General features: G+C 70.9%; 21 protein-coding genes. 11 read left to right on the forward strand and 10 right to left on the reverse strand.

What is annotated here, in order from left to right:
- Nucleotides 1-12: 12 nt before the first annotated feature.
- From AB0J10_RS24040 to mce, 5 genes are all read right to left on the reverse strand, one after another.
- Nucleotides 13-792 carry an ABC transporter permease gene (locus AB0J10_RS24040; RefSeq protein ID WP_363064528.1) on the reverse strand — a complete coding sequence of 260 codons (780 nt, stop codon included), beginning with the start codon at nucleotides 790-792 and terminating at the stop codon, nucleotides 13-15.
- A 3-nt stretch (nucleotides 793-795) separates the two neighbouring features.
- Nucleotides 796-1,746 carry an ABC transporter ATP-binding protein gene (locus AB0J10_RS24045; RefSeq protein WP_363064529.1) on the reverse strand — a complete coding sequence of 317 codons (951 nt, stop codon included), beginning with the start codon at nucleotides 1,744-1,746 and terminating at the stop codon, nucleotides 796-798.
- 195 nt (nucleotides 1,747-1,941) lie between these two features.
- Entirely contained in the window at nucleotides 1,942-2,880 is a 939-nt protein-coding gene (locus AB0J10_RS24050) for a cellulose-binding protein (protein WP_363064530.1), read from the reverse strand.
- A 115-nt stretch (nucleotides 2,881-2,995) separates the two neighbouring features.
- Entirely contained in the window at nucleotides 2,996-6,946 is a 3,951-nt protein-coding gene (gene scy, locus AB0J10_RS24055; RefSeq protein ID WP_363064531.1) for a polarized growth protein Scy, read from the reverse strand.
- A gap of 166 nt (nucleotides 6,947-7,112) precedes the next feature.
- On the reverse strand, nucleotides 7,113-7,553 hold the full coding sequence (gene mce, locus AB0J10_RS24060; RefSeq protein WP_363064532.1) for a methylmalonyl-CoA epimerase: 441 nt from the start codon (nucleotides 7,551-7,553) through the stop codon (nucleotides 7,113-7,115).
- A gap of 148 nt (nucleotides 7,554-7,701) precedes the next feature.
- On the opposite strand from mce, the gene AB0J10_RS24065 reads away from it, so the two are divergent.
- Nucleotides 7,702-8,904, forward strand: a complete 1,203-nt coding sequence (locus AB0J10_RS24065; RefSeq protein WP_363064533.1) for an acetyl-CoA C-acetyltransferase — start codon at nucleotides 7,702-7,704, stop codon at nucleotides 8,902-8,904.
- A 26-nt stretch (nucleotides 8,905-8,930) separates the two neighbouring features.
- Nucleotides 8,931-9,887, forward strand: a complete 957-nt coding sequence (gene meaB / locus AB0J10_RS24070) for a methylmalonyl Co-A mutase-associated GTPase MeaB (RefSeq protein ID WP_363064534.1) — start codon at nucleotides 8,931-8,933, stop codon at nucleotides 9,885-9,887.
- Nucleotides 9,888-10,384: 497 nt separating this feature from the next.
- On the opposite strand, the gene AB0J10_RS24075 is transcribed toward meaB, so the two are convergent.
- The 4 genes from AB0J10_RS24075 to AB0J10_RS24090 form a co-directional block, all read right to left on the reverse strand.
- Complete coding sequence (locus AB0J10_RS24075; protein ID WP_138053076.1) at nucleotides 10,385-10,861, reverse strand: MarR family transcriptional regulator; 477 nt, start codon at nucleotides 10,859-10,861, stop codon at nucleotides 10,385-10,387.
- Between the two features lie 119 nt (nucleotides 10,862-10,980).
- Nucleotides 10,981-11,754, reverse strand: a complete 774-nt coding sequence (locus AB0J10_RS24080; protein ID WP_363064535.1) for an AIM24 family protein — start codon at nucleotides 11,752-11,754, stop codon at nucleotides 10,981-10,983.
- Nucleotides 11,751-12,401: an AIM24 family protein gene (locus tag AB0J10_RS24085; RefSeq protein WP_363064536.1), complete on the reverse strand. Its 651-nt coding sequence runs from the start codon at nucleotides 12,399-12,401 to the stop codon at nucleotides 11,751-11,753. Before AB0J10_RS24085 ends, AB0J10_RS24080 begins: the two co-directional genes overlap by 4 nt.
- Entirely contained in the window at nucleotides 12,401-13,033 is a 633-nt protein-coding gene (locus tag AB0J10_RS24090; RefSeq protein ID WP_363064572.1) for an AIM24 family protein, read from the reverse strand. Before AB0J10_RS24090 ends, AB0J10_RS24085 begins: the two co-directional genes overlap by 1 nt.
- 181 nt (nucleotides 13,034-13,214) lie before the next feature.
- Between AB0J10_RS24090 and AB0J10_RS24095 the strand changes: the two genes are divergently transcribed.
- From AB0J10_RS24095 to AB0J10_RS24115, 5 genes are all read left to right on the forward strand, one after another.
- Nucleotides 13,215-13,559 carry a DUF3817 domain-containing protein gene (locus AB0J10_RS24095; protein ID WP_363064537.1) on the forward strand — a complete coding sequence of 115 codons (345 nt, stop codon included), beginning with the start codon at nucleotides 13,215-13,217 and terminating at the stop codon, nucleotides 13,557-13,559.
- On the forward strand, nucleotides 13,556-13,849 hold the full coding sequence (locus tag AB0J10_RS24100; RefSeq protein WP_363064538.1) for an MTH1187 family thiamine-binding protein: 294 nt from the start codon (nucleotides 13,556-13,558) through the stop codon (nucleotides 13,847-13,849). The genes AB0J10_RS24095 and AB0J10_RS24100 overlap by 4 nt, the downstream gene beginning before the upstream one ends.
- 187 nt (nucleotides 13,850-14,036) lie before the next feature.
- A complete protein-coding gene (locus AB0J10_RS24105; protein WP_363064573.1) occupies nucleotides 14,037-14,546 on the forward strand; it encodes a MarR family transcriptional regulator in 510 nt (169 codons plus the stop codon).
- 89 nt (nucleotides 14,547-14,635) lie between these two features.
- The gene (locus tag AB0J10_RS24110) at nucleotides 14,636-14,968 is read left to right on the forward strand and encodes a DUF3817 domain-containing protein (protein ID WP_363064539.1); all 333 of its coding nucleotides are present in this window, start codon (nucleotides 14,636-14,638) and stop codon (nucleotides 14,966-14,968) included.
- Nucleotides 14,969-15,041: 73 nt separating this feature from the next.
- Complete coding sequence (locus AB0J10_RS24115; protein ID WP_269728305.1) at nucleotides 15,042-16,742, forward strand: methylmalonyl-CoA mutase family protein; 1,701 nt, start codon at nucleotides 15,042-15,044, stop codon at nucleotides 16,740-16,742.
- Between the two features lie 113 nt (nucleotides 16,743-16,855).
- On the opposite strand, the gene AB0J10_RS24120 is transcribed toward AB0J10_RS24115, so the two are convergent.
- Complete coding sequence (locus tag AB0J10_RS24120; protein WP_363064574.1) at nucleotides 16,856-17,497, reverse strand: TetR/AcrR family transcriptional regulator; 642 nt, start codon at nucleotides 17,495-17,497, stop codon at nucleotides 16,856-16,858.
- 216 nt (nucleotides 17,498-17,713) lie between these two features.
- Here AB0J10_RS24120 and AB0J10_RS24125 point away from each other — a divergent pair, with 216 nt between their 5' ends.
- The 4 genes from AB0J10_RS24125 (at nucleotide 17,714) to AB0J10_RS24140 (ending at nucleotide 21,946) form a co-directional block, all read left to right on the forward strand.
- On the forward strand, nucleotides 17,714-18,682 hold the full coding sequence (locus AB0J10_RS24125; protein WP_363064540.1) for a tetratricopeptide repeat protein: 969 nt from the start codon (nucleotides 17,714-17,716) through the stop codon (nucleotides 18,680-18,682).
- 643 nt (nucleotides 18,683-19,325) lie between these two features.
- Nucleotides 19,326-19,985, forward strand: a complete 660-nt coding sequence (locus AB0J10_RS24130; protein ID WP_363064575.1) for a DUF6230 family protein — start codon at nucleotides 19,326-19,328, stop codon at nucleotides 19,983-19,985.
- Between the two features lie 94 nt (nucleotides 19,986-20,079).
- Nucleotides 20,080-20,637, forward strand: a complete 558-nt coding sequence (locus tag AB0J10_RS24135; RefSeq protein WP_363064541.1) for a DUF6114 domain-containing protein — start codon at nucleotides 20,080-20,082, stop codon at nucleotides 20,635-20,637.
- A complete protein-coding gene (locus AB0J10_RS24140; RefSeq protein WP_363064542.1) occupies nucleotides 20,627-21,946 on the forward strand; it encodes a hypothetical protein in 1,320 nt (439 codons plus the stop codon). Before AB0J10_RS24135 ends, AB0J10_RS24140 begins: the two co-directional genes overlap by 11 nt.
- Nucleotides 21,947-22,511 lie beyond the last annotated feature (565 nt).

A 22,511-nucleotide genomic window follows, 5' to 3' on the forward strand; every position in this document is an offset into this window, starting at 1 on the left:
GCGCCGGCCCGATCAGGCGTCCCGCTTCCTGAGCACCGTGAAGCCGCCGAGCAGCGCGGCCGCCACCCAGAGCAGCATGATTCCGAGACCGCCCCAAGGCCCGTACGGCGCCTCCTCGCTGTTCATCGCCAGCGGTACGACCTGCATGATCTTCGAGCCCGCCTGGTCCGGGAAGTAGCGGGCCACGTCCTTCGCGTACGGGACGGCGGCCAGGATCTGGGACACCAGGAAGAAGAACGGCATCAGGATGCCGAGCGAGAGCATCGAGCTGCGCAGCATCGCCGCGACGCCCATGGAGAAGATCGCGATGAGCCCCATGTAGAGCCCTCCGCCGATCACCGCGCGGAGCACGTTCTCCTCGCCGATGGAGGTGGCGCGCTCGCCGAGCAGGGCCTGGCCGAGGAAGAAGCTCAGGAAGCTCGTCGCCATTCCGACCACCAGCGCCAGCAGCCCGGCCACCACGATCTTGCTGAACAGGAAGGTCGCCCGCTGCGGGACGGCCGCGAGGGAGGTGCGGATCATGCCCGAGCTGTACTCCGTGCCGACCACGAGCACACCGAAGACGACCATCGCGAGCTGTCCCAGCACCATGCCGGAGAAGCTGACGAGCGTCGGGTCGAAGGTGGCCTGCTCCGCCGGCGGCAGCTCGTCGAACGTCGAGGCGAGCAGCGCGCACAGCAGCGCTCCGACGACGACCGTCACGACGAAGGCGCTGACGAGTGTCCAGGTGGTTGAGGCGACCGTGCGGATCTTGGTCCACTCGGACCGCAGAACGGCGGGTACCGAGGCCATGGGTCAGGCTCCCTTGTCGCGCGGGGCCCACTGGGGGCCGTGACCGGGGGCGGAGTGCGCGTGGTACTCCACGGCGCTCGCCGTCATCTGCATGAACGCCTCCTCCAGCGAGGCGCGCTGGGAGCTCAGTTCGTGGAGCACGATGTGGTGCTCGGCCGCCAGCTCGCCCACCTGCTCGGTGGTGGCGCCGTCGATCTCCAGGGTGCCGTTGCCGGCCTCGACGGGGGTGAGGCCCGACTCGCGGAGCACGTCCCGCAGCCGCTCCTGCTGCGGCGAGCGCAGCCGCACATAACTGCGCGAGTTCTGGTGGATGAAATCGGCCATCGATGTGTCGGCGAGCAGTCGCCCCTGCCCGATGACGATCAAGTGATCGGCGGTGAGGGCCATTTCGCTCATCAGATGGGAGGAGACGAAGATCGTTCTTCCTTCGGCCGCAAGCTGCTTCATCAGATTGCGGATCCAGTGAATTCCCTCGGGATCCAGTCCGTTGACCGGCTCGTCGAACATCAGGATCTCCGGGTCGCCGAGCAGCGCCGAGGCGATGCCCAGCCGCTGCCCCATGCCGAGGGAGAAACCCTTGGTCTTCTTCCTGGCCACCGCGGTCAGACCGACCGTGTCGAGGACCTCGGCCACCCGGCTCGCCGGGAGCCGGTTCGCCTGCGCCAGACAGAGCAGGTTGTTGTAGGCGGTTCGCCCGCCGTGCATCGCCTTGGCGTCGAGCAGGGCGCCGATGTACTTGAGCGGTTCCTGCAGATCCCGGTAGTGCTTGCCGTCGATCCGGACCGTCCCGCTGGTGGGGTTGTCCAGATCCAGCATCATGCGCATCGTCGTCGACTTGCCCGCGCCGTTGGGCCCCAGGAAGCCGGTCACGACGCCCGGCCGCACCGTGAAGGAGAGATGGTCGACCGCGACCTTGGAGCCGAAACGCTTGGTGAGACCCTCGAGCTCGATCATGCGTTTACGCTACGTGGGCCCACGGGGCGGCGCCAGCGGATGTGGCCAACGGACAACGACATTTCGGCGTCCGGGCGGCGACGACCGCCCCCAGCCGGCCCGCGCCGCGCCGGGCGGGCCTCGGGAAGACGCGTGCGCCCGGTGCCGTCGAAGGCACCGGGCGCACGCGGAGCGTACTGCCGTACGGTCGCGGCGTCAGCGGGTCTGCTGCGCCGGGACGCCGCGGGACACCGGCTCGTCGTCGGCCGGGGCGCCCGTAGCGGCGACCGCCGCGCCGGTCAGCGTGGCCAGCATCTCGCGGACGTTGGTCAGCTGGGCGTTGATGGAGTCGCGACGGTTCGTCAGCGCCGCCAGCTCGCGCTCCGATTCGCTGCGGATACGGTCCGCCTTCGCGTTCGCGTCGGCCACGATGTCCTCGGCCTGGCGCTGCGCGGTCTCGACGGTCTGCCGAGCACGGCGCTCCGCGTCCGTGCGCAGCTTCTCGGCCTCCAGGCGCAGCTGCTCGGCGCGGTGCTCGATCTCCGCGAGGCGCTTCTCCGCCTTCGCCTGACGCGACGCCAGGTCGCGCTCGGACTGCTCGCGGCGCTTGGCCAGGTTCGTCTCGAAGTCCGCGGCGGCCTGGGCGGCCTTGGCGCGGGTCTCCTCGAAGAGCGCGTCCGCCTCCTCGCGCTTGGACTGCGCGTCCTTCTGCGCGTCGGTACGCAGCGAGTTCGCCTCGCTCTGCGCCTTCTCGACGATCCGGACGCCCTCGTCCTCGGCCTTCTGCTTGCGCTCCGCCGCGAACGCCTCGGCGTCGTTGCGCACCTGCTGGGCGGCGCCCTCGGCGAGCTCGCGGTGCTGCTCCGCCGCGCGACGGGCCTCCTCGCGCAGGTCCTTCGCCTCCTCCTCGGCGAGGCGGAGGATCTTCTCGACACGCGCGCCGAGTCCCGCGTAGGACGGCTCCGCGTCGTTGACCTGGGCCTGGGCGTTCTGCGTTTCGAGATGGAGCTCCTCGATGCGCTTTTCCAGTGAGGTGATACGTGCGAGAGCACTGTCACGATCGGCGACGAGTTTGGTAATGCGGTCGTCCACCTGACCGCGGTCGTACCCACGCCGCACGAGCTCGAAGCCGAAGGGGGAGGAAGTGTCGCTCATGGGGTTCCTGTCGAATGAGACCGGCTGAGGTGTTAGGGGGAATCCTAGGCGCCCGAGCGGCGTGTCATCGAGCTGATGCCCGTTTGATATGGAGAATGTCCAGCCTTTCGGGTGGCTAGCTCTCGGAGGACTTGCCACTCGAACGTGTGGTCCCGGCTGACGCCCCCGCCTTGACCCCGCCGTCCTTGCCGGTCGGAGCCTCGAACGACTCCAGCGCCTCCAGCACGTCCTGCACCCGGGAGATCTCCGCCTGGATGTCCTCGCGCCGGCGCACGAGCACGTCCAGCTCCCGCTTGCCCTCCTCGATCATGCGCTCGGCCTCGCGTTCCGCGTCCGCCTTGACCTGCTCGGCCTCCCGGACCAGCCCGGCCTTCTTCTGCTCGGCCTCCTTGAGCAGCGCCTCCGCCTTCCTCACCGCGGCGATGCGCACCTTGCCGGCCTCCGAATTGGCCTCCGACAGCAGCTCCTTGGCCTTCGCCCCGGCCTCGGCCTGCTGCTCCTCCGCGGCCTTCACCAACTGGTCGCAGCGCTCGCCCGCGGCCTTCATCTGCTCGGCGGACTCCCGGCGGGCCCGCTCGTGCAGCTCCTCGACCTCGTTCTCGACGCGCCTGCGCAGCTCCTCCGCGCGCTCCCGAATGGCGGTCGCGTCGCCGCGCGCCCCCACCAGCAGCTCGTCGGCGTCCGTACGGGCCTTCTCCACCAGGGAGTTGCCCTCGACGGTAGCCTCGGCGACCAGCCGGTCGGCCTCCTTGCGGGCCGCGCCGACCATGGTGTCCGCCTGCGACTCCGCCTCGGTCGTGGCCCGCAGCGCCTCCTCCTGCGCCTTCGCCATCAACTGGTCGACCTGCTCGGCCGCGTCCGCACGGCGCTTGGCCACGTCCTTCCTGGCGGTGTCGAGCGTACGGTCGGCCTCCTCGCGGGCCTCCGAGCGCATCTGCTCGGCGGCGCGCTCGGCCTCCTCGCGGAGCCGCTCCGCCTCGGCCCTGATGCGGTCCGCCCGCTGCTGGGCGGCGCCCACGGTGTCGGCCGCCTCGGCGCGCAGCCGTTCCGCCTCGGCACCCGCCTCGGCGATGAGCTGGTCGGCCTGCTCGGCAGCGTCGGCCCGGCGCTTGTCCGCGGACTTCCTGGCCTCGTCCAGGACCCGCTCGCCGTCCGCCCGGGCGGACGCACGCAGCTCCTCGGCCTGGCGTGCCCCGTCCTCCCTGACCTGCTCGGCCTCGGCACGCAACCGGGCCGCGTCCTGCTCGGCGAGCGACAGCAGTTCGGACGCCTCGTTCGTGACCCGGTCGGACTCGCTCGTGGCCTCGGCCACCAGCCGGTCGGCCTGGGCCGCGGCCTCGGAACGCATCCGGTTGGCGTCCTCCCGGGCCTCGGCCCGGGCCCTTGCCGCGTCCTGCTCGGCGGAGGCCAGCGCGTCGGCCGCCTCGGTGCGCATCCGCTGGGCGTACTCCGAGGTCTCGGTCCGCAGCCGGTCCGACTCGGCGATCGCGTCGTTCATGGTCCGCTCGGCGAGCGACTTGGCGGCCTCCGCCTCCTCGTCGGCGCGCGCCCGGACGCGGTTGGCGTCCTCGGTGGCGCGCTCGCGCTCGGCGTAGGCGTCGGCACGGACGCGGTCCGCCTCCTCCTGCGCCTCCGTCCTCGTGCGCTCCGCCGCGTGCTCGGCGGCGTTGCGCAGCCCGGAGATCTCCTGTTCGGCCTGCTCCTGCAGACCGGACACGGAGTCCCGCACCTGCTGGGCGGTCTGCTCGGCGGCCGACACCATCTCGGTGGCGCGCCGGTCCGCCTCCTCGACCAGCCGCTGCGCCTCGGTCTGGGCGTCCTCGACCCGCTTGCGGGCGGCCGCGAGCAGCTCCTCGCTCTGCTCCCGGGCCAGTTCCCGCTCCTGGTCGGCCTCGCCACGGGCCGCGCCGAGGATCTCCTCGGCCTCGCGGCGGCGCCGGCCCGCCTCCTCCTGGGCGGCGGCCAGCGCCTCGGACGCCTCCTGACCGACCCGCTCGGCGGCCGCGGCGGCCTCGCCACGGACCCGGTCGGCGGTCTCCTGCGCCTCGGACTTCAGCCGCTCGGCCTCCGTGGCGGCCTCGGTGCGCAGCCGCACGGCGACGGCCTCGCCCTCGGCCCGGGAGGCCGACGCGTCGGACGCGGCCTCCGTGCGCAGCCGCTCGGCCTCCCGCTCGGCCTGCTCCAGGAGCGTACGGCTGCGTTCGGCCGTCTCCGTGCGCAGCCGTTCGGCCTCCGCCTCGGCCTCGCGGCGGATCCGCTCGGCCTCCGCGCGCGCCTGGGCCAGCGACTCCTCGGCCGACGCGAGACGGGCCTCCGCCTCCGAGTGCAGCCGGGTCAGCTCGTCCGCGGCCTCGGCCTGGCGGGCGGCGACGCCGCGCTCGGCCTCCTCGCGCAGCTCTGCGGCGGCGCGCTCGGCAGCCGCCTTCGTCTCGTCGGCCTGCTCCTCGGCCTCGGTGCGCAGCCGGTCCGCCTCGGTACGGGTGCGCTCCAGGGTCTCCTCGGCCTGCCGGCGCAGGGTCGTGGCCCGCTCGATGGCCTCGGTGCGGACGCGCTCGCTGTCCGTGGTGGCCTTGGACCGCACGTCGTCGGCGTCGGCCTTCGCCTTCGTCAGCAGGTCCTCGGCGGTCTTCGCCGCCTCCTCGATCTGCTGGACGGCCTCACGGCGCGCCTCGCTGCGGATCCGCTCGCCCTCGGCGACGGCCTCGGAACGCAGCTGCTCGGCCTCACCGCGCAGCCGCCGGGCCTCCTCCTGCAGTTCGACCGTCTTGGCGCGGTACTCCTTGGTGTCGTCCTTCGCCGCGCCCTTGAGCTCCTCGGCCGTGTCATGGGCCTCGGCGCGCAGCCGGTCCGCCTCCGCCTCGGCCTCGCGGCGGATCCGCTCGGCCTCCTCGACGGCCTTGCGGGTGGTGTCCTTGGCGTCCTCGGACGCCTTGTTCAGGACCTCCTCGGCGGTCCGCGCCGCCTTCGCGAGCTGGGCGGCGGAGTCCTCGGCGGCGACCGTACGGGCCTTGTCCGACGCCTCCGCGACCAGCTTCTCCGCCTCGGCCTTGGCGTCCGCCAGCGCCTGCTCCGCCTCGCTCCTGAGGTTCTCGGCGTCCTTGGTGGCCTCGCCCACCAGCCGGGCGATCTCCGACTTGGCGGTCCTGGCCCGCTGCTCGTTCGCCGACTCGGCGCCGGCGAGCAGCTTGGCCGCGGCCTCCTTGGCCTCGGTGACGGCCTTCTCGGCCTCGGCACGCGCCTCGCGGAGCCTGTCCTCGGCCTCCTGCATCCGCTGCTCGGCGCCCCGGCTGAGCTCCGCGGCCTGCTGGCGGGCCTGGTCGGACTCGGCGGTCGTCGCGGAGCGCAGCTGCTCGGCGTGGCTGGTGGCCTCCTGGGCCTGGCTGGAGGCGGCGTTCAGCAGGCGCTCGGCGTCCTTGCGGGCGCGCAGGAGAATGGCCTCCGCCTCGGCGCGGGCGGACTCCGCCTCGGAGCTGAGCCGCTGACGGGCCTGCTCGGCGACCCGCGCGGCCTCGGCGCGGGCGGCGGCGAGGCCCTGCTCGGCCTCGGCGCGCGACTCGTCCAGCAGGCGGCGGGCCTGGGACTCACTGCGGGCGCGGAGCTGTTCGGCCCAGGCCACGTTCTCGTTGACGTGCGCCTCGACGGTTTGCCGGCGCTCCGCCAGCTCCTGGTCGAGGCGCTGGCGGCGCTGGTTCGCCTCCGCGTGCAACTCGGCCTGCAGACGGGCCTGGTGCTCGGCGTGCTCCTGGAGGATGCGCTGCGTCTGGGCCCGTACTTCGCGCAGCTCCCGCTCGGCGTCCGAACGCAGCTGGTCGGCCTGGATCTGGGCGTTCCGGAGCAGCTGCTCGGCCTGGTAGCCGATGTCGGCGCTGTCGTACGCGGGACGGGACGCGATGGTGCGACGCGCCTCGTGGAGCTTGGCGCGCAACACCTCGACCTGGTATCCGAGGTCCTCGGCGTGCTGGACGGCCTTCTCCCGCTCGGTCTTCAGCCGGTCCATCTCGGCTTCGAACCGCGAGAGGTGGTCGTCGTCAGCTCGGTGGCTCTCCTGGCGTTCGTAGCCCCGCACTGCGCGGTCCCATCCGTCCCCTGGTCGCAACTCTCCACAAACGAGCACCGTTCGCCTGAACGGCCCCCCGGGGAAATGGTGTCAGATCAGTCACGAGGACGCGGCGCGGCCCCGGCCCGGCCCCGGCCCGGAGCGGCCCACTCTACCGGGCCGGGAATCCCGGCGGTCAGTGCTCCGCTGAGGTGGGGTCGGCGGAAGTGACCAGTTCGGTGAGGACCCCGTGGCAGTCCTTGGGGTGCAGGAACGTGATCCGGGAGCCCATCGAACCGATGCGCGGCTCGTCGTAGAGCACCCGTACGCCCTTGCTCCGGATGTCGCCGGCGGCACCGTCCACGTCCGCCGTGCCGAAGGCGATGTGGTGGACCCCTTCGCCGTTCTTGGCCAGCCACTTCCCGACGGCGGAGTCCTCACGGGTGGGCTCCAGGAGCTGGAGGTAGGAGGCGCCGCCGTCCGAGGTCTCGTTGATCTTGAGCATGGCCTCACGTACGCCCTGCTCCTCGTTGACCTCCGTGTGGAAGACCTCGAAGCCGTACGTGGCCCGGTAGAACTCGACGGTCCTGTCGAGGTCGAAACAGGCGATCCCGATGTGGTCGATTCGCGTCAGCATGGTTCCAGTGCAGCGCTCCCGGCGGTGGTTACGCAACGTGCGCGCGATCACACCGGCTGCCCGGTGACCCGAGCGCATACCGCTCAGTACAGTTCGAGTAAACCCTCGTTCACTCCTCAGCCGCCGCGCTGGAAGGGGATCCCCTCTCATGACTGGAACGAACAGCACCACATCCGTCATCGTCGCCGGGGCGCGTACCCCCATGGGACGGCTGCTCGGCTCGCTGAAGTCCTTCTCCGGCGCCGACCTGGGCGGCTTCGCCATCAAGGCCGCGCTGGACCGGGCCGGCATCGGCGGCGACCAGGTGCAGTACGTGATCATGGGCCAGGTGCTGCAGGCCGGCGCCGGGCAGATCCCGGCCCGCCAGGCGGCCGTCAAGGCCGGCATCCCCATGAACGTCCCGGCCCTCACGATCAACAAGGTGTGCCTGTCCGGACTGGACGCGATCGCCCTCGCCGACCAGCTGATCCGTGCGGGTGAATTCGACGTCGTCGTCGCCGGCGGCCAGGAGTCCATGACCAACGCGCCGCACCTGCTGCCGAAGTCCCGCGAGGGCTTCAAGTACGGCGCGATCGGGATGCTCGACGCGATGGCGCACGACGGCCTCACCGACGCGTTCGAGGGCATCGCCATGGGCGAGTCCACCGAGAAGCACAACACCCGCCTGGGCATCGCCCGCCCGGAGCAGGACGAGATCGCCGCGCTGTCCCACCAGCGTGCCGCGGCCGCGCAGAAGAACGGCCTGTTCGAGGCCGAGATCACGCCCGTCGAGATCCCGCAGCGCAAGGGCGAGCCGGTCGTCTTCAGCAAGGACGAGGGCATCCGCGCCGAGACCACCGTGGAGTCGCTCGGCAAGCTGCGCCCCGCGTTCGCCAAGGACGGCACGATCACGGCCGGCACCTCCTCGCAGATCTCCGACGGCGCCGCCGCCGTGGTCGTGATGAGCAAGGCAAAGGCCGAGGAGCTCGGCCTGGACTGGATCGCCGAGATCGGTGCCCACGGAAACGTCGCGGGCCCGGACAACTCGCTGCAGTCCCAGCCGTCCAACGCGATCGCGCAGGCCCTGAAGAAGGACGGCCTGGAGGTCTCGGACCTCGACCTCGTCGAGATCAACGAGGCGTTCGCCGCCGTGGCCGTGCAGTCGATGAAGGACCTCGGGGTATCCCCGGAAAAGGTGAACGTCAACGGCGGCGCGATCGCCCTCGGCCACCCGATCGGCATGTCCGGCGCGCGCATCGTGCTGCACCTGGCGCTCGAGCTGAAGCGGCGCGGCGGCGGGACCGGCGCGGCGGCGCTGTGCGGCGGCGGTGGTCAGGGCGATGCGCTGATCGTCCGCGTACCGGCGAAGTAAGACCTTCAGAGATCGGAGCACGCACGATGGTGGACGTCGCCCAGCTGGTCGCCCAGGCGAGGGAGGGCAGGCCGCGGGCCGTGGCCCGGCTGATCTCGCTCGTCGAGGGGGCGTCCCCGCAGCTCCGCGAGGTCATGGCGGAGCTCGCGCCGCTGACCGGCGGCGCGTACGTGGTGGGCCTGACCGGTTCGCCGGGTGTCGGCAAGTCCACGTCCACCTCGGCGCTGGTGACGGCGTACCGGAAGGCCGGCAAGCGCGTCGGCGTGCTCGCCGTCGACCCGTCGTCCCCGTTCAGCGGCGGTGCGCTGCTCGGGGACCGGGTGCGGATGTCCGACCACGCCTCCGATCCGGGGGTCTACATCCGTTCGATGGCCACCCGCGGCCACCTCGGCGGACTCGCCTGGGCCGCGCCGCAGGCGATCCGCGTCCTCGACGCGGCCGGCTGCGACGTGGTGCTCGTGGAGACGGTCGGCGTCGGCCAGTCCGAGGTGGAGATCGCCTCCCAGGCCGACACGTCCGTGGTACTGCTGGCGCCCGGGATGGGCGACGGCATCCAGGCCGCGAAGGCGGGGATCCTGGAGATCGGCGATGTGTACGTGGTCAACAAGGCGGACCGCGATGGCGCCGACGCCACCGCCCGCGAGCTCAACCACATGCTCGGTCTCGGAGAGTCCCGGGGGCCGGGCGACTGGCGTCCGCCGATCGTGAAGACGGTGGCCGCGCGGGCGCAGGGCGTCGACGAGGTCGTCGAGGCCCTGGAGAAGCACCGCGCCTGGATGGAGGAGCACGGTGTCCTCGCCGAACGCCGCGCCCGCCGCGCCGCGCACGAGGTGGAGACCATCGCGGTCACGGCCCTCCGCGAACGCATCGGCGACCTCCGCGGCGACCGCCGCCTGGGCGCGCTCGCTGAACGCATCGTCGCGGGCGAACTGGACCCGTACGCGGCGGCGGACGAACTGGTCGCGGGCCTGACGGGCGACTGAGCGGCGCGCGTCCGGGCGTGCGGAAGGGCGGCGGCCTCCCGGCCCGTGGAGCGGGTTCCGTGGCTCGGCCCCGGCGGGGGGACGGGCGCACCCCGCCGCTGCGTCGCCGTCCGCACGACCGCCGCACCGTGCCCGGGACCGTCGCGACACGGCGCGCGGTCCGCTGGACCGGGCGCCGTGTCGCGACGGTCCCGCAATCCAGGCGGACCGGTCGGTCGCCGTCCCTCTCGTGGCCGCCGGCGGGGTGCCGTCCGCTCGACCGTGGCGGAGTTCGTGGCCGTCGGGTCGCGGTCCGGCCGGCGCGCGGCGAGGGCGGCCGCGCGGGTCCGGGCCCCTCAACGCCCGTCCCGCACACCCGCACCGCGCCGGTCCCGTGCTCGTTCCCCCAGGGCACGTGGTGAGGCGGCGCGGCGCCCGGCGGGTGCGGACGCCGGGACGGGGTCGGGTCCCGCGGGTTCCGCGGCCGGAGCCCGCTTCAGCGGCTGGTACGGGCCCTGTCAGACCCTGCCGCGGCGGCCGCGCAGGTGCTCCGCCACCGGCTTGAGGGATTCGTGGAGGTCGGCGAGTGCCTCCGGGGACAGCAGGTCGATGAAGTGCTGGCGCACGGACTCGACGTGGTGCGGCGCGACCTTCTGCATGGTCTCCATGCCCTGGTCGGTGAGCACCGCGTACAGGCCGCGGCGGTCGGACTCGCAGTTCTCCCGGCGTACCAGGCCCGCGTTCTCCATGCGGGTGATCTGGTGGGAGAGCCGGCTCTTGGACTGCAGCGTGGCCGCCGCCAGGTCGCTCATCCTCATGCGCCGCTCGGGGGACTCCGAGAGGTTGACGAGGATCTCGTAGTCGTTGTTGGTCAGGCCGAACGGTTGCAGATCCTTTTCCATCTGGTACGTCAACAGCCTGTTGACGTCCAGATAGGTGCGCCAGGCGCACTGCTCCGTGTCGCTCAGCCAGCGCGTGGCCGTCTCGGTCTCCATATATGGATGCTACCCTAAGAAGTTGAAATCCGGACGAAGGCGGGGACGGTGACATCCGGCACCCCCGAGTCCCCCGTGAAGGGTGCAGACGTTCGACGTCACACTCCGCAGCCTACCGCTCACAAGCCGAAGCGCCGCTGGAGGTCCCCCAGCTGACCGGGAAGGCGCGGGGCGGAGCCGTGTTGACCAGGGCCGTGGCCGCCACCGGGCACCCCGTCCGCATGCGGGACCGCACCCGTCGCCTGTTCGGGCATCAGCGTCTCGGTCGACTGCAGCAGCACCGTGCCCGCCCCGACGAACTCGAACTGGTGCTCCTCTCCGGACGCTCCGCCGATCCCGGACAGCTGCCGCAGGCCGCCCATCACCCCGCTCATGTACCCGTGGTCGTAGTGGTGGCACGGTGAGGGGCAGTCCGCCCAGCCCACCAGCGCCTGCGGATCCACCCGGATCGGGGGCTCCATGAAGACCACGGGGCCGTTCGACGCCGCGACGAACTTCCCGGTGCCGATCAGCGTGAGGAAGCCGGGGACGATCGACTGCTTCAGGGCCAGCGAGGGCTGGTACGCCAGCAGGTTCCCGGCCCGGATCGTCAGATTGCCCTCGTCGAGGTCGAAGGAGTTGACGTCGAAGGCCCGGTCCGCGAGCAGCATCTTGCCGCTGCCCTCGGCCACCACCCAGTCGCCGGCGTGCAGCGGCGAGTGGAAGCTGGTGCGCATCAGCCGGTCCAGCCGGCCGTGGCCGATCCCGTTGAAGTCGATCCGCCCGTAGTAGGCGATCATCTTGCCCTTCTGCAGGAACCACTGGGAGCCCTTGAGCTCCACGCAGAAGGTGTACGAGTTGACGTTGTCGTCGCTCGGCAGCGTCATCGGGTCATGAATCACCGGCGTGCTCACAGCTTCTCCTCCGACGCCTGGACGTACACCGCACCACTGCCGCTCAGCTCGAGCTGGAACGCCTCGCCGGAGCCGCGCCCCACCATGTCGCGCCAGCCCAGCGCGGTGGAGAGCTTGTTCCGCACGTCGCCGTGGTGCGCGACGTACGCCTGGGGGTCCACATGGACCGGCCGGCCCGGTGTGATCGGCAGTTCGATCACTCCCCCGTGGGCCATCACGGCGACCGCGCCGTGACCCTTCAGAGTGGTGGTGAACAGGCCCTGGCCGGTGACCTGGCCCCGCACCATCCCCATGACCCCGCCCTGCGAGCCCATGAACATCGTGCCCTGCTGCAGGGTGCCGTCGAAGGCGAGCAGCCGGTCGGCCTCGACGTACAGGGTGTCGCCGGTCAGGCCGATGACCTGGATGTGGTGGCCGCCGTGGCCGAACATGACCGTGCCGGAGCCCTCGACCGTCATCAGCGGCGTCGCCTCGTCGGCCACCCGGCGCCCGATCATCGACATCAGGCCACCCTGACCGCCCGCGATGTTCGGGGTGAAGGAGACGTCGCCCTTGTAGGCGAGCATCGCGCCGCGCTGGCTGTACATCCTCTGGCCGGGGACCACCGTCGCCTCGACCATCTTCGAATTGATCTCGCGGAACGGCATCAGACGTCCCCTCCGATGGTGTTCCGCTCGCTCGGCTGCACGTACACCAGCCCGTCGCCCTCGAACCGGATCTGGAAGGCCTCGCCGCCGCCCTCGCCCATGAGCGTGCGGAAGGTGACCCCGGACTGGAACTGCTGCTGAAGACCGCCCTGGTGCGCGATGTAGGCACCCGGGTCAACGGAGAGCGGGTACTGGGGGGTCACGCGCAGCACCACGGCCGGGCCGTCCGACATGATCGCGACCTGGCCCGTGCCCTCGACGGTCGTCGTGAACAGTCCGTTGCCGGTCGCGCCACCGCGCAGTCCGGTGAAGCTGGTGCCGGTGCGCAGCCCGCCGTCCGTGCAGAGGAGGTTGCTCGACTCGACGTACAGCTTGTCGCCGTGCAGCGAGACGAGGTTGATCTCGGCGGCGCGATCGGCGAAATAGCAGGTGCCCTGGCCCTTCACCTCCATCATGGTCATCTGCTCGCCGGTGAGGCGGCGGGTCACCATGCCGCGGATCCCCTCACCGCCGCCGGACAGTTTCTTGAAGTCCATGTGGCCGTCGTACGCGACCATGGACCCGTTCTTCGCCTTGACGGAGTCCCCGGTCATGTCGACGGCGAGCACCTTGCTGCCTTGAAGTCGGAACATTGCCACGGGGTGAAGGTACTGGGCGGGCTGTGTGTTCGGACAGGCCCCCAGGAATGAACACGACCCTGACCCGACCCCGAGGCCACCCGGGTAAAGGGCGGGAACAGCGCGGTGCCAGAATGGCTACGCTTGTGCGTCCGTTCACAAGACCATCGCCCCCTCCCCCCTGAAGGTGCCTGCCGTGGACATCAAGACCGCCTCCGCCCTCCACCGCCTCCGGCTCGTCTCCGGCCCCGAGGCCGTGTCCTTCCTGCTGCTCCTCGTCTGCTCGGTGCTCAAGCGCACGACGGAGTTCAACGCGGTCCCGGTCATGGGCGCGATCCACGGCGTCCTCTTCATCCTGTACGTGATCTTCTGGCTGGACGCCTGGAACCGCGCCAAGTGGGACGTCAGGACCGCCGCGGTCTACTTCGTCCTGTCGGTGCTGCCGTTCGGCGGCTTCTATGCCGACCGCAAGCTCAGGCGCGCCGCCGAGGACGAGGTCATCGCCTCCCGCGCCCGCCGCGAGGGCACGGTGAAAGCGTGATCGTCGCCTTCTCCGTCACCCCGCTGGGCGTGGGCGAGGACGTCGGCGAGTACGTCGCCGACGCGGTCCGCGTCGTCCGCGAGTCCGGACTGCCGAACCGCACGGACGCGATGTTCACCTCGGTCGAGGGCGAGTGGGACCAGGTGATGGACGTGGTCAGGCGCGCCGTCGCCGCGGTCGAGGCGCGCGCCCCGCGCGTCTCCCTCGTCCTCAAGGCCGACATCAGGCCGGGCGTCGCGGACGGCCTGACGAGCAAGGTCGAGACGGTCGAGCGCCACCTCTCCGTCTGACCCGGGTTCCGCGCCGCGACTTCGGGCAGTCCCCGGCCGGACGGAGGGGGACTGCCTTGCGCCCGGCCCCCGGCCCGGCGCCCCTTGCGCCGCGGGCCGCACGGCGGGGGCCGGTGCGGCGGGCGGGGGAGGACCGAAGTACGAGACAGAGCTGACCAGCATATGACCAGTGGGTAAGGTCGATGCCGTGCCGAAGCCGCTCAGCCTTCCCTTCGACCCCATCGCCCGAGCCGACGAGCTCTGGCGGCAGCGCTGGGGCCCCGTGCCCTCGATGGCCGCGATCACCTCGATCATGCGCGCCCACCAGATCCTGCTCGCCGAGGTCGACGCCGTGGTCAAGCCGTACGGGCTGACCTTCGCCCGCTACGAGGCGCTGGTGCTGCTCACCTTCTCCAAGGCCGGGGAGCTGCCGATGTCCAAGATCGGTGAGCGGCTGATGGTCCACCCGACCTCCGTCACGAACACGGTGGACCGTCTGGTGCGGTCCGGTCTGGTCGCCAAGCGGCCCAACCCCAACGACGGCCGCGGCACGCTCGCCTCCATCACGGAGAAGGGCCGTGAGGTCGTCGAGGCGGCGACCCGCGACCTCATGGAGATGGACTTCGGGCTCGGTGCCTACGACACCGAGGAGTGCGCGGAGATCTTCGCGCTGTTGCGGCCGCTGAGGGTCGCGGCGCACGACTTCGACGAGGGCTGAGCCGCCTCGGCGGACGGGTCGCGGGCCGCCTCGGCCCGGGGCCCGACCCACCGGAAGATCGCCCGAAGCGGACCGTTACGCTCATCGCCATGAAGAAGAGCGTCCTGACCCGCTACCGGGTGATGGCCTACGTCACCGCCGTCATGCTGCTCGTGCTGTGCACCTGCATGGTGTTCAAGTACGGGTTCGACACGGGTGAGGACATCACCTTCGCCGTCTCGCAGGCGCACGGCGTCCTCTACATCATCTACCTGATCTTCGCCTTCGACCTCGGCTCCAAGGCCAAGTGGCCGTTCGGCAGGCTGCTGTGGGTGCTGCTCTCCGGGACGATTCCCTTCGTCGCCTTCTTCGTCGAGCGCAATGTCACACGTTCGGTCGCGCCGCTGGTCAGCGAGTCGGAGCCGGCGGTCGTCAAGGCGTAGTCACTCCGCCGTACGCACGCGTACGGCGGTCTGCCATCGACATTTACTAGGACGTCCTAGTAAATTCGTGGGTATGGACGCTGACGCCATCGAGGAGGGCCGCCGACGCTGGCAGGCCCGCTACGACTCCGCGAAGAAGCGGAACGCCGACTTCACCACGCTCTCCGGTGATCCGGTCGAGCCGGTCTACGGGCCCCGGCCCGGCGACACCTACGACGGCTTCGAGCGGATCGGATGGCCGGGCGAGTACCCGTTCACGCGCGGTCTGTACCCGACGGGCTACCGCGGCCGCACCTGGACCATCCGCCAGTTCGCCGGCTTCGGCAACGCCGAGCAGACCAACGAGCGGTACAAGATGATCCTGGCCGCCGGCGGCGGAGGGCTCAGTGTCGCCTTCGACATGCCGACGCTCATGGGGCGCGACTCCGACGACCCCCGCTCGCTCGGCGAGGTCGGACACTGCGGTGTCGCCATCGACTCCGCCGCCGACATGGACGTCCTCTTCAAGGACATCCCGCTCGGCGACGTCACCACCTCGATGACGATCAGCGGTCCCGCCGTCCCCGCCTTCTGCATGTACCTCGTCGCCGCCGAGAGGCAGGGTGTCGACCCGGGCGTCCTGAACGGCACGCTCCAGACCGACATCTTCAAGGAGTACATCGCCCAGAAGGAATGGCTGTTCGAGCCGGAGCCCCATCTGCGCCTCATCGGCGACCTGATGGAGTACTGCGCCCGGGACATCCCGGCGTACAAGCCGCTCTCCGTCTCCGGCTACCACATCCGCGAGGCGGGCGCGACGGCCGCGCAGGAGCTGGCCTACACGCTCGCCGACGGCTTCGGTTACGTCGAACTCGGCCTCAGCCGCGGACTGGACGTGGACGTCTTCGCGCCCGGCCTGTCCTTCTTCTTCGACGCGCACCTGGACTTCTTCGAGGAGATCGCCAAGTTCCGCGCGGCTCGCCGCATCTGGGCCCGCTGGATGAAGGAGGTCTACGGGGCGAAGACCGACAAGGCGCAGTGGCTGAGGTTCCACACCCAGACGGCCGGTGTCTCGCTGACCGCCCAGCAGCCCTACAACAACGTCGTCCGCACGGCCGTCGAGGCCCTCGCGGCCGTCCTCGGCGGCACCAACTCCCTGCACACCAACGCCCTGGACGAGACGCTGGCGCTGCCGTCGGAGCAGGCCGCCGAGATCGCCCTGCGCACGCAGCAGGTGCTGATGGAGGAGACGGGCGTCGCCAACGTGGCCGACCCGCTGGGCGGCGCCTGGTACGTGGAGCAGCTCACCGACCGCATCGAGGCGGACGCCGAGAAGATCTTCGACCAGATCAAGGAGCGCGGACTGCGCGCCCACCCGGACGGCAAGCACCCCATCGGGCCCATCACCTCCGGCATCCTGCGCGGAATCGAGGACGGCTGGTTCACCGGCGAGATCGCCGAGTCGGCCTTCCGCTACCAGCAGTCGCTGGAGAAGGGCGACAAGCGGGTCGTCGGCGTCAACGTCCACCACGGGTCCGTCACCGGCGACCTGGAGATCCTCCGCGTCAGCCACGAGGTCGAGTGGGAGCAGGTCCGCATCCTGGGCGACCGCAAGGCCCGCCGCGACGACGCCCGGGTCAAGGCGTCGCTGGAGAGGATGCTGGCCGCCGCCCGCGACGGCTCCAACATGATCGAGCCCATGCTCGACGCCGTCCGTGCCGAGGCCACCCTCGGCGAGATCTGCAACGCACTGCGGGACGAGTGGGGCACGTACACCGAGCCCGCCGGGTTCTGAGCCGCACCCGCCCGAACCGGTGGAGGACCGGCCGTCACGCCGCCGCAGCGGCCCGACGGGCGGTCCTTCACGCTTTCGCCGTGGCGTGTCCCACCTCCCGCGGGGCCCCTCCGTCAGGACTGCGCCGCCGCCCCCAGTCCCCCCAGCAGCACCGCGGTGAAGCGGCGGACCCAGTCCTCGTCGACGGGTCCGCAGCTCACCAGCGCCCGGTGCACGACCGCGCCCGCGATCACGTCGAAGATCAGGTCCGCGGTGCGGGCGGCCGCCGCCGGGTCGGTCTCCTCCGGGAGCTCGCCGCGCGCCTGTGCCCTGGCGCGGCCCTCCAGAACCAGCCGTTTCTGCCGGTCCACGATCGAGACCCTGATCCGCTCGCGCAGTGGCTCGTCGGTCGTCGACTCCGCCACCACGGCCATCAGCGCCGTCCTGGCCTCCGGCCGCTCCAGCAGTGCGGCGAACTGCAGCACCACGCCCTCGATGTCCGCGGCCAGGCTGCCCCGATCGGGTAGTTCAAGCTCGTCGAAGAGCTCCGCGACCGCGTCCACCACCAGTTCGCTCTTGCCCGCCCAGCGCCGGTAGACCGTCGTCTTCGCCACCCCGGCCCGGGTCGCCACGTCGCCGAGCGTCAGCTTCGGCCACCCAAGCTCCACCAGTGCCGCCCTGGTGGCGTCGAGGATGGCGGCGTCCGCCTCGGCGCTGCGGGGACGGCCGGTACGGGTCGTGGCCCGGCGACGGTGACTGCACATGGAGGCGACCATACCGGCCAGTAGGTGGATCGTTGTGAGCCAGTTCACCGGGCGGCGTGCCCCGGCACCCCTCCGGACGAGTTACGCTACGACTCGTAGCGAAAGCGACAGTCGCTGGCGCCGGGTGGGGACCCGGCACGGGCGCGCGGGGCCGGTGCGCACGACCGGTGCACAGGCCCGGCGCTCCGGATTTTTCACTCGTGCGCGCCGAGGGGGGAGGATGTACTCATGCAGCCTAGGAACATGTCCATGAGTGGCGTCGTCGACCTCGCCGCGGTGAAGGCGGCCGGTGAGGCCAAGGCCAAGGCCGAGCAGACGCGCGCGGAGGCCGCCCGGCAGGGCGGCGGCGGTGCGGTGCCCCCGTCCGCCCTGGTGATCGACGTCGACGAGGCGGGCTTCGAGAGGGACGTTCTCCAGCGTTCGGCGGAGGTCCCGGTCGTCCTCGACTTCTGGGCCGAGTGGTGCGAGCCCTGCAAGCAGCTGAGCCCGGTGCTGGAGCGGCTGGCCGGCGAGTACAACGGCCGCTTCGTGCTCGCCAAGATCGACGTCGAAGCCAACCAGATGCTGATGCAGCAGTTCGGGATCCAGGGCATCCCGGCCGTCTTCGCGGTGGTCGCCGGGCAGGCGCTGCCGCTCTTCCAGGGGCTGGCCCCGGAGCCCCAGATCCGCGAGACCCTCGACCAGCTGATCCAGGTCGGCGAGCAGCGCTTCGGCCTCACCGGTCTGATCGTCGACGGGGAGGCCGACGAGTCCGCGACCGTCGCCGCGCCCGCTCCCGGCCCGCACGACGCGGTGCTCGAGGCCGCGGTCGACGCGCTCGACGCGGGCGACCTCGGTGGTGCCATCCGGGCGTACCGCAACGTCCTCGCCGACGACCCCGCGAACTCCGAGGCCAAGCTCGGCCTCGCGCAGGCGGAACTCCTCTCCCGGGTGCGGGAGATGGATCCGCAGAAGGTGCGCCAGGAGGCCGCCGACCGTCCGGACGACGTATCGGCACAGATCGCCGCGGCGGACCTGGACCTCGCCGGGGGCCATGTGCAGGACGCGTTCGGCCGGCTCGTCGAGACCGTGCGCCGCACGGCGGGCGAGGACCGTGACGCGGCCAGGCTGCGGCTGCTGGAGCTCTTCGAGGTGATCGGTCCGGACGACCCGCGGGTGACGGCGGCGCGCACGGCACTCGCGAGGGTCCTCTTCTGACGTCGGAGGCGAGCGGATTCCGGTGCCTCCGTTCCGGGCGGTGCCCTGCTGTGGGGCCACCGCCCGGAACGCCGGTCGCGCGGGCCGATTTGGCGACACGGTGACAGGCGGCGGCCGCGCTTTGCCAAAACTTGGTAAACACGGCCGCTGTTACTCGCAGTAAATCAACCGCGTTCTTCTGTCCGCTTTTCGGTGGCAATCTCCCTGTCTGGCGAGCCCGGCTGAGGCACCCTGTGTCGCTGGGCGACATCGCCCCGTCGTGGCGCGGTTATCGGTCCGTTACTAGTGAGTAACGAACCCCCTTGTGCCCCGGCGCTTAATGCACCACGATCGGCGACGCTCGGTCCATTCACCGCACCAGCCCGGCAGCCAGCCGCGTACCGCGGTCTGGGTCCCCACCGAGCCGGCCGGCGGCAGAGGCGCCGGCCGTGGACAGGGGGGTTCCTGCCCCGCCGGCAGGGCCTGTCCATCGAGGTTGCGCGAAGGCGTGGCCAGTGGTTGTCGCTCGGGGGTGATCGCCGGTGATTCGGACGCGGCTCGCGCCTGAGGCACGGCGCTCTCCTTCCCGAGGACGTAGCACTTCTCCCATCCCAGGGCGGACTTGACGGTCCGCGCCGGAGATGTACGTCCGAGAAGGAGGAAAATTATGTCCCAGGTTCGTGGTGGGACCAGATGGAAGCGGTTCGCCGTCGTCATGGTGCCGTCCGTGGCCGCGACGGCCGCGATCGGCGTGGGCCTGGCCCAGGGTGCGCTGGCGGCTTCGTTCGCGGTGTCGGGCCAGGAGTTCAAGGTCTCGACCGACTCGCTGACCGGCACGGGCTTCGCCCAGTACGGCGGCGTCGACATGGGCTACAAGGACGTCGCCAAGGGTGACGAGAAGGTCCTCCACCCGGTGGCCATCTCGTCGTTCAAGAATGCGACGATCCGAGGCATGTGCCAGTCGGTGGTCACCGACGTGCCGCTCCTCGGCAAGATCACCCTGAAGCTCAAAGCCGGTGGGGGCAAGGACGCCGTCCAGGCGACCAACCTGTACCTCGATGTCACCGAGCTCGACGCCGACGCCGAGTTCAAGAACATCGACATCGGCGTCGCGGCCAAGCACACGGATGACGATGGCATCGGCAAGGGCCCGGCGGTCAAGGACACGACCATCATGCAGAACGGGTTCGCTCAGCAGGCCGAGGAGGTCAAGCTGACCGGCGTCGAGCAGAAGGCGTGGGCCACCACGGCGGGCACCTTCAAGCTGAGCGGTCTGAGCATGCGCCTGCACAAGGGCGCCGGCTCCGGCGTCGAGTGCTACTGACCCTCGGGTCAGTGCGGGCGGGCGGGGATGCCCGAGGCAGCCGCGTCCGCCCGTCTCCCTCTTTCTCCAGCAAGCCAGTTCCAGGGAGCTTTCCATGAGCGCCGAGTCACCGGGGCAGAATGAACACTTTGTCCGCGTCCTGAAGCGGCAGTTCCGCGACTGGCGGGGACAGCGGCCTTTCTGGGCGGGTCTATTCACGCTGCTGGGCGGCATCCCGATCGCCTACTTCCCGTACGCGAGCCTCAACCTCGGTCAGATGACGGTCTCCATGGCGACGACCGGGGGCGCCGGCGCACTGATCATCGGGGTGCTGCTCGTCACGCTCGGTCTGACGATGTGGTTCCACCACATCGTCAGGGTGTTCGCCGGCGTTGCGGCGATTCTGCTGGCCCTGATCTCCATCCCAGTGGCCAACTTCGGTGGCTTCGCCATCGGTTTCCTGTTCGCTCTGACCGGTGGTGCGCTCTCCATCTCCTGGGCGCCGGGTGAGCCCGCCGAGTCGGCCGAGGGTACGGCGCAGCCGAGTGCCCCCGCCCCGGTGACGGGCGACCACGGCGGTGTTCCGCTCGTGCCCGGCCCGCAGTTCTCGGACACCGTGAGCATGACGAAGACGACCACCCACTCCGAAGGCGGGGGTAACAGTGCGGGGTGACGAAACATCACTGATCGCGGCTGACGACGAGGAGCCCCGCCAGAGAAAGGGGCCGCGCCACGCGGCCCCGAGGCAGTCTCTGCTGACCAAGCTGCAGATACCCGCAGGCAAGGCCATGGCGCTCGCCGCGATGCCCACGGCGGTCTTCGTCGGCATGGGGCTGACACCCAAGCTGGCGCTCGCCGACGACAAGCAGGACATCCCCTTCGCCCCCGGTCCCTGTGTGACGCGGTCGGACGAGCCCAGCGAGTCCGCGTCGCCGTCCGCCTCGGAGTCGGAGAAGCCGTCCGACGAGGAGACGGACAAGCCCGAGCCGTCCCCGAGCGGTTCCGCGGAAGAGCAGACCGGCGAGCCGAAGCCCGGCGGGAGCCCCTCCGCTACCGAGCCCGGCCGAGCGGACGAGAACCCGTCCGAGCAGGCGGACCCGTCCCCGACGCCCACCCCGAGCGAGTCCGAGACCCGGAACCCGCTCGACCCGCTGGGTGTCGGCGACGCCATCAAGGACCTCCTCGACGGTCCCGACGAGGAGCCGGAGGCCGCCCCGGCCGCGAGCGAGTCGGCCGAGCCCGCCGAGGAGCAGTCGAAGCCGGCCGAGGACACCGCGTCGAAGTCCACCGAGCCGGTGAAGGACGCGGTCTCGGACGTGACCGACGAGGCCGGCGAGACCGACGAGGTCGCGGACAAGACCAAGGAAGCCATCAAGGAGGCCGCCGAGAAGGCCGGCGCCGAGGTGGAGGAGCTGGACGACAAGGTCAAGGGCCTCGACCCCGTCAAGGACGAGGACATCCCCGAGGGCGCCGACGGCAAGCCGCGCTTCCCGTGCCCGACCGCCGACCCGGAGGCACTCGCCAACGCCAAGGCGGAGCCCGGCATCCCGGCACTGCCGGACGAGCCGTGGGTGCTGGAGAGCTCCCGGCTCACCCTGACGGGCCTCGACTACAAGGGGATCGTCGAGGTGCGGACCGGCAGCGGCAAGATCAAGAAGGTCCTCAAGTTCACCGCCTCGGGCGTGGACATCAAGGACCTCCACCAGCTGGTGGAGGGCCCCAACGGCACCACGGCCCACGTCGAGGCGCAGCGGGGCTCCACCTCCACCATCCGCAACGGCACGGTGACCATGTACACGGAGGAGCTGAAGGGCAACCTCTTCGGCATCATCCCGGTCACGTTCAGCCCGAAGACCCCGCCGCCGCTGAACGTCCCGTTCGCCATGTTCACCGACGTCAAGGTGACCCAGGCCGGCCAGTTCGGCGGCACGCTGTCCGTGCCCGGCCTGCACAACTACTTCACCGGCGGGAACGCCGGCTGATTCTTCCGGGAGCCGCGGAAGAAGGCTGCGGGCCGCATCCCCTGCCACGGGGCTGCGGCCCGCAGTCGTTCGGCAGCGCGTGGGCATGGTGCGGGACCACCCGCACGAGCTCGGAGCCGAAAGCAGGTCGAATCAGAGTGACACCTGCACGTCCATTCATGTCTTGGAGATCCAAACGCTGAAGGGCACTCGGAATACCGCTTCTCTGCACGTCGATTCCCGCCTATGATCATCGTGCGCGCGAGGTGGATCTTGACCACTCCACGACGCACGCACAGCAATAGGCGGCCGGGGGAACAGTGCCGCCACGGGGAGGGACGGACCGTCATGTCGCGAGGTCGGCTCACTGTGTACGCCGTCTTGGTCGCCGCTGCCTGCCACCCCCGTCTCCGCGCCGGGACGGCAGGCTGATCCGCGTGTAACGACACCGCCCCCTGGGGCGGTCGCCCCCGCCTGCCTTCGTTTCACTACGAAGGATGCTCTTTTGCGCCTCAGACCGGGGTTGTTCAACCCCAGATCACGCGTTTCCGCGACGTTCACCTCAGTCGTCACCTCGGTCGCCGCC

The organism is Streptomyces sp. NPDC049887, from assembly GCF_040656535.1.
GTDB lineage: Bacteria > Actinomycetota > Actinomycetes > Streptomycetales > Streptomycetaceae > Streptomyces.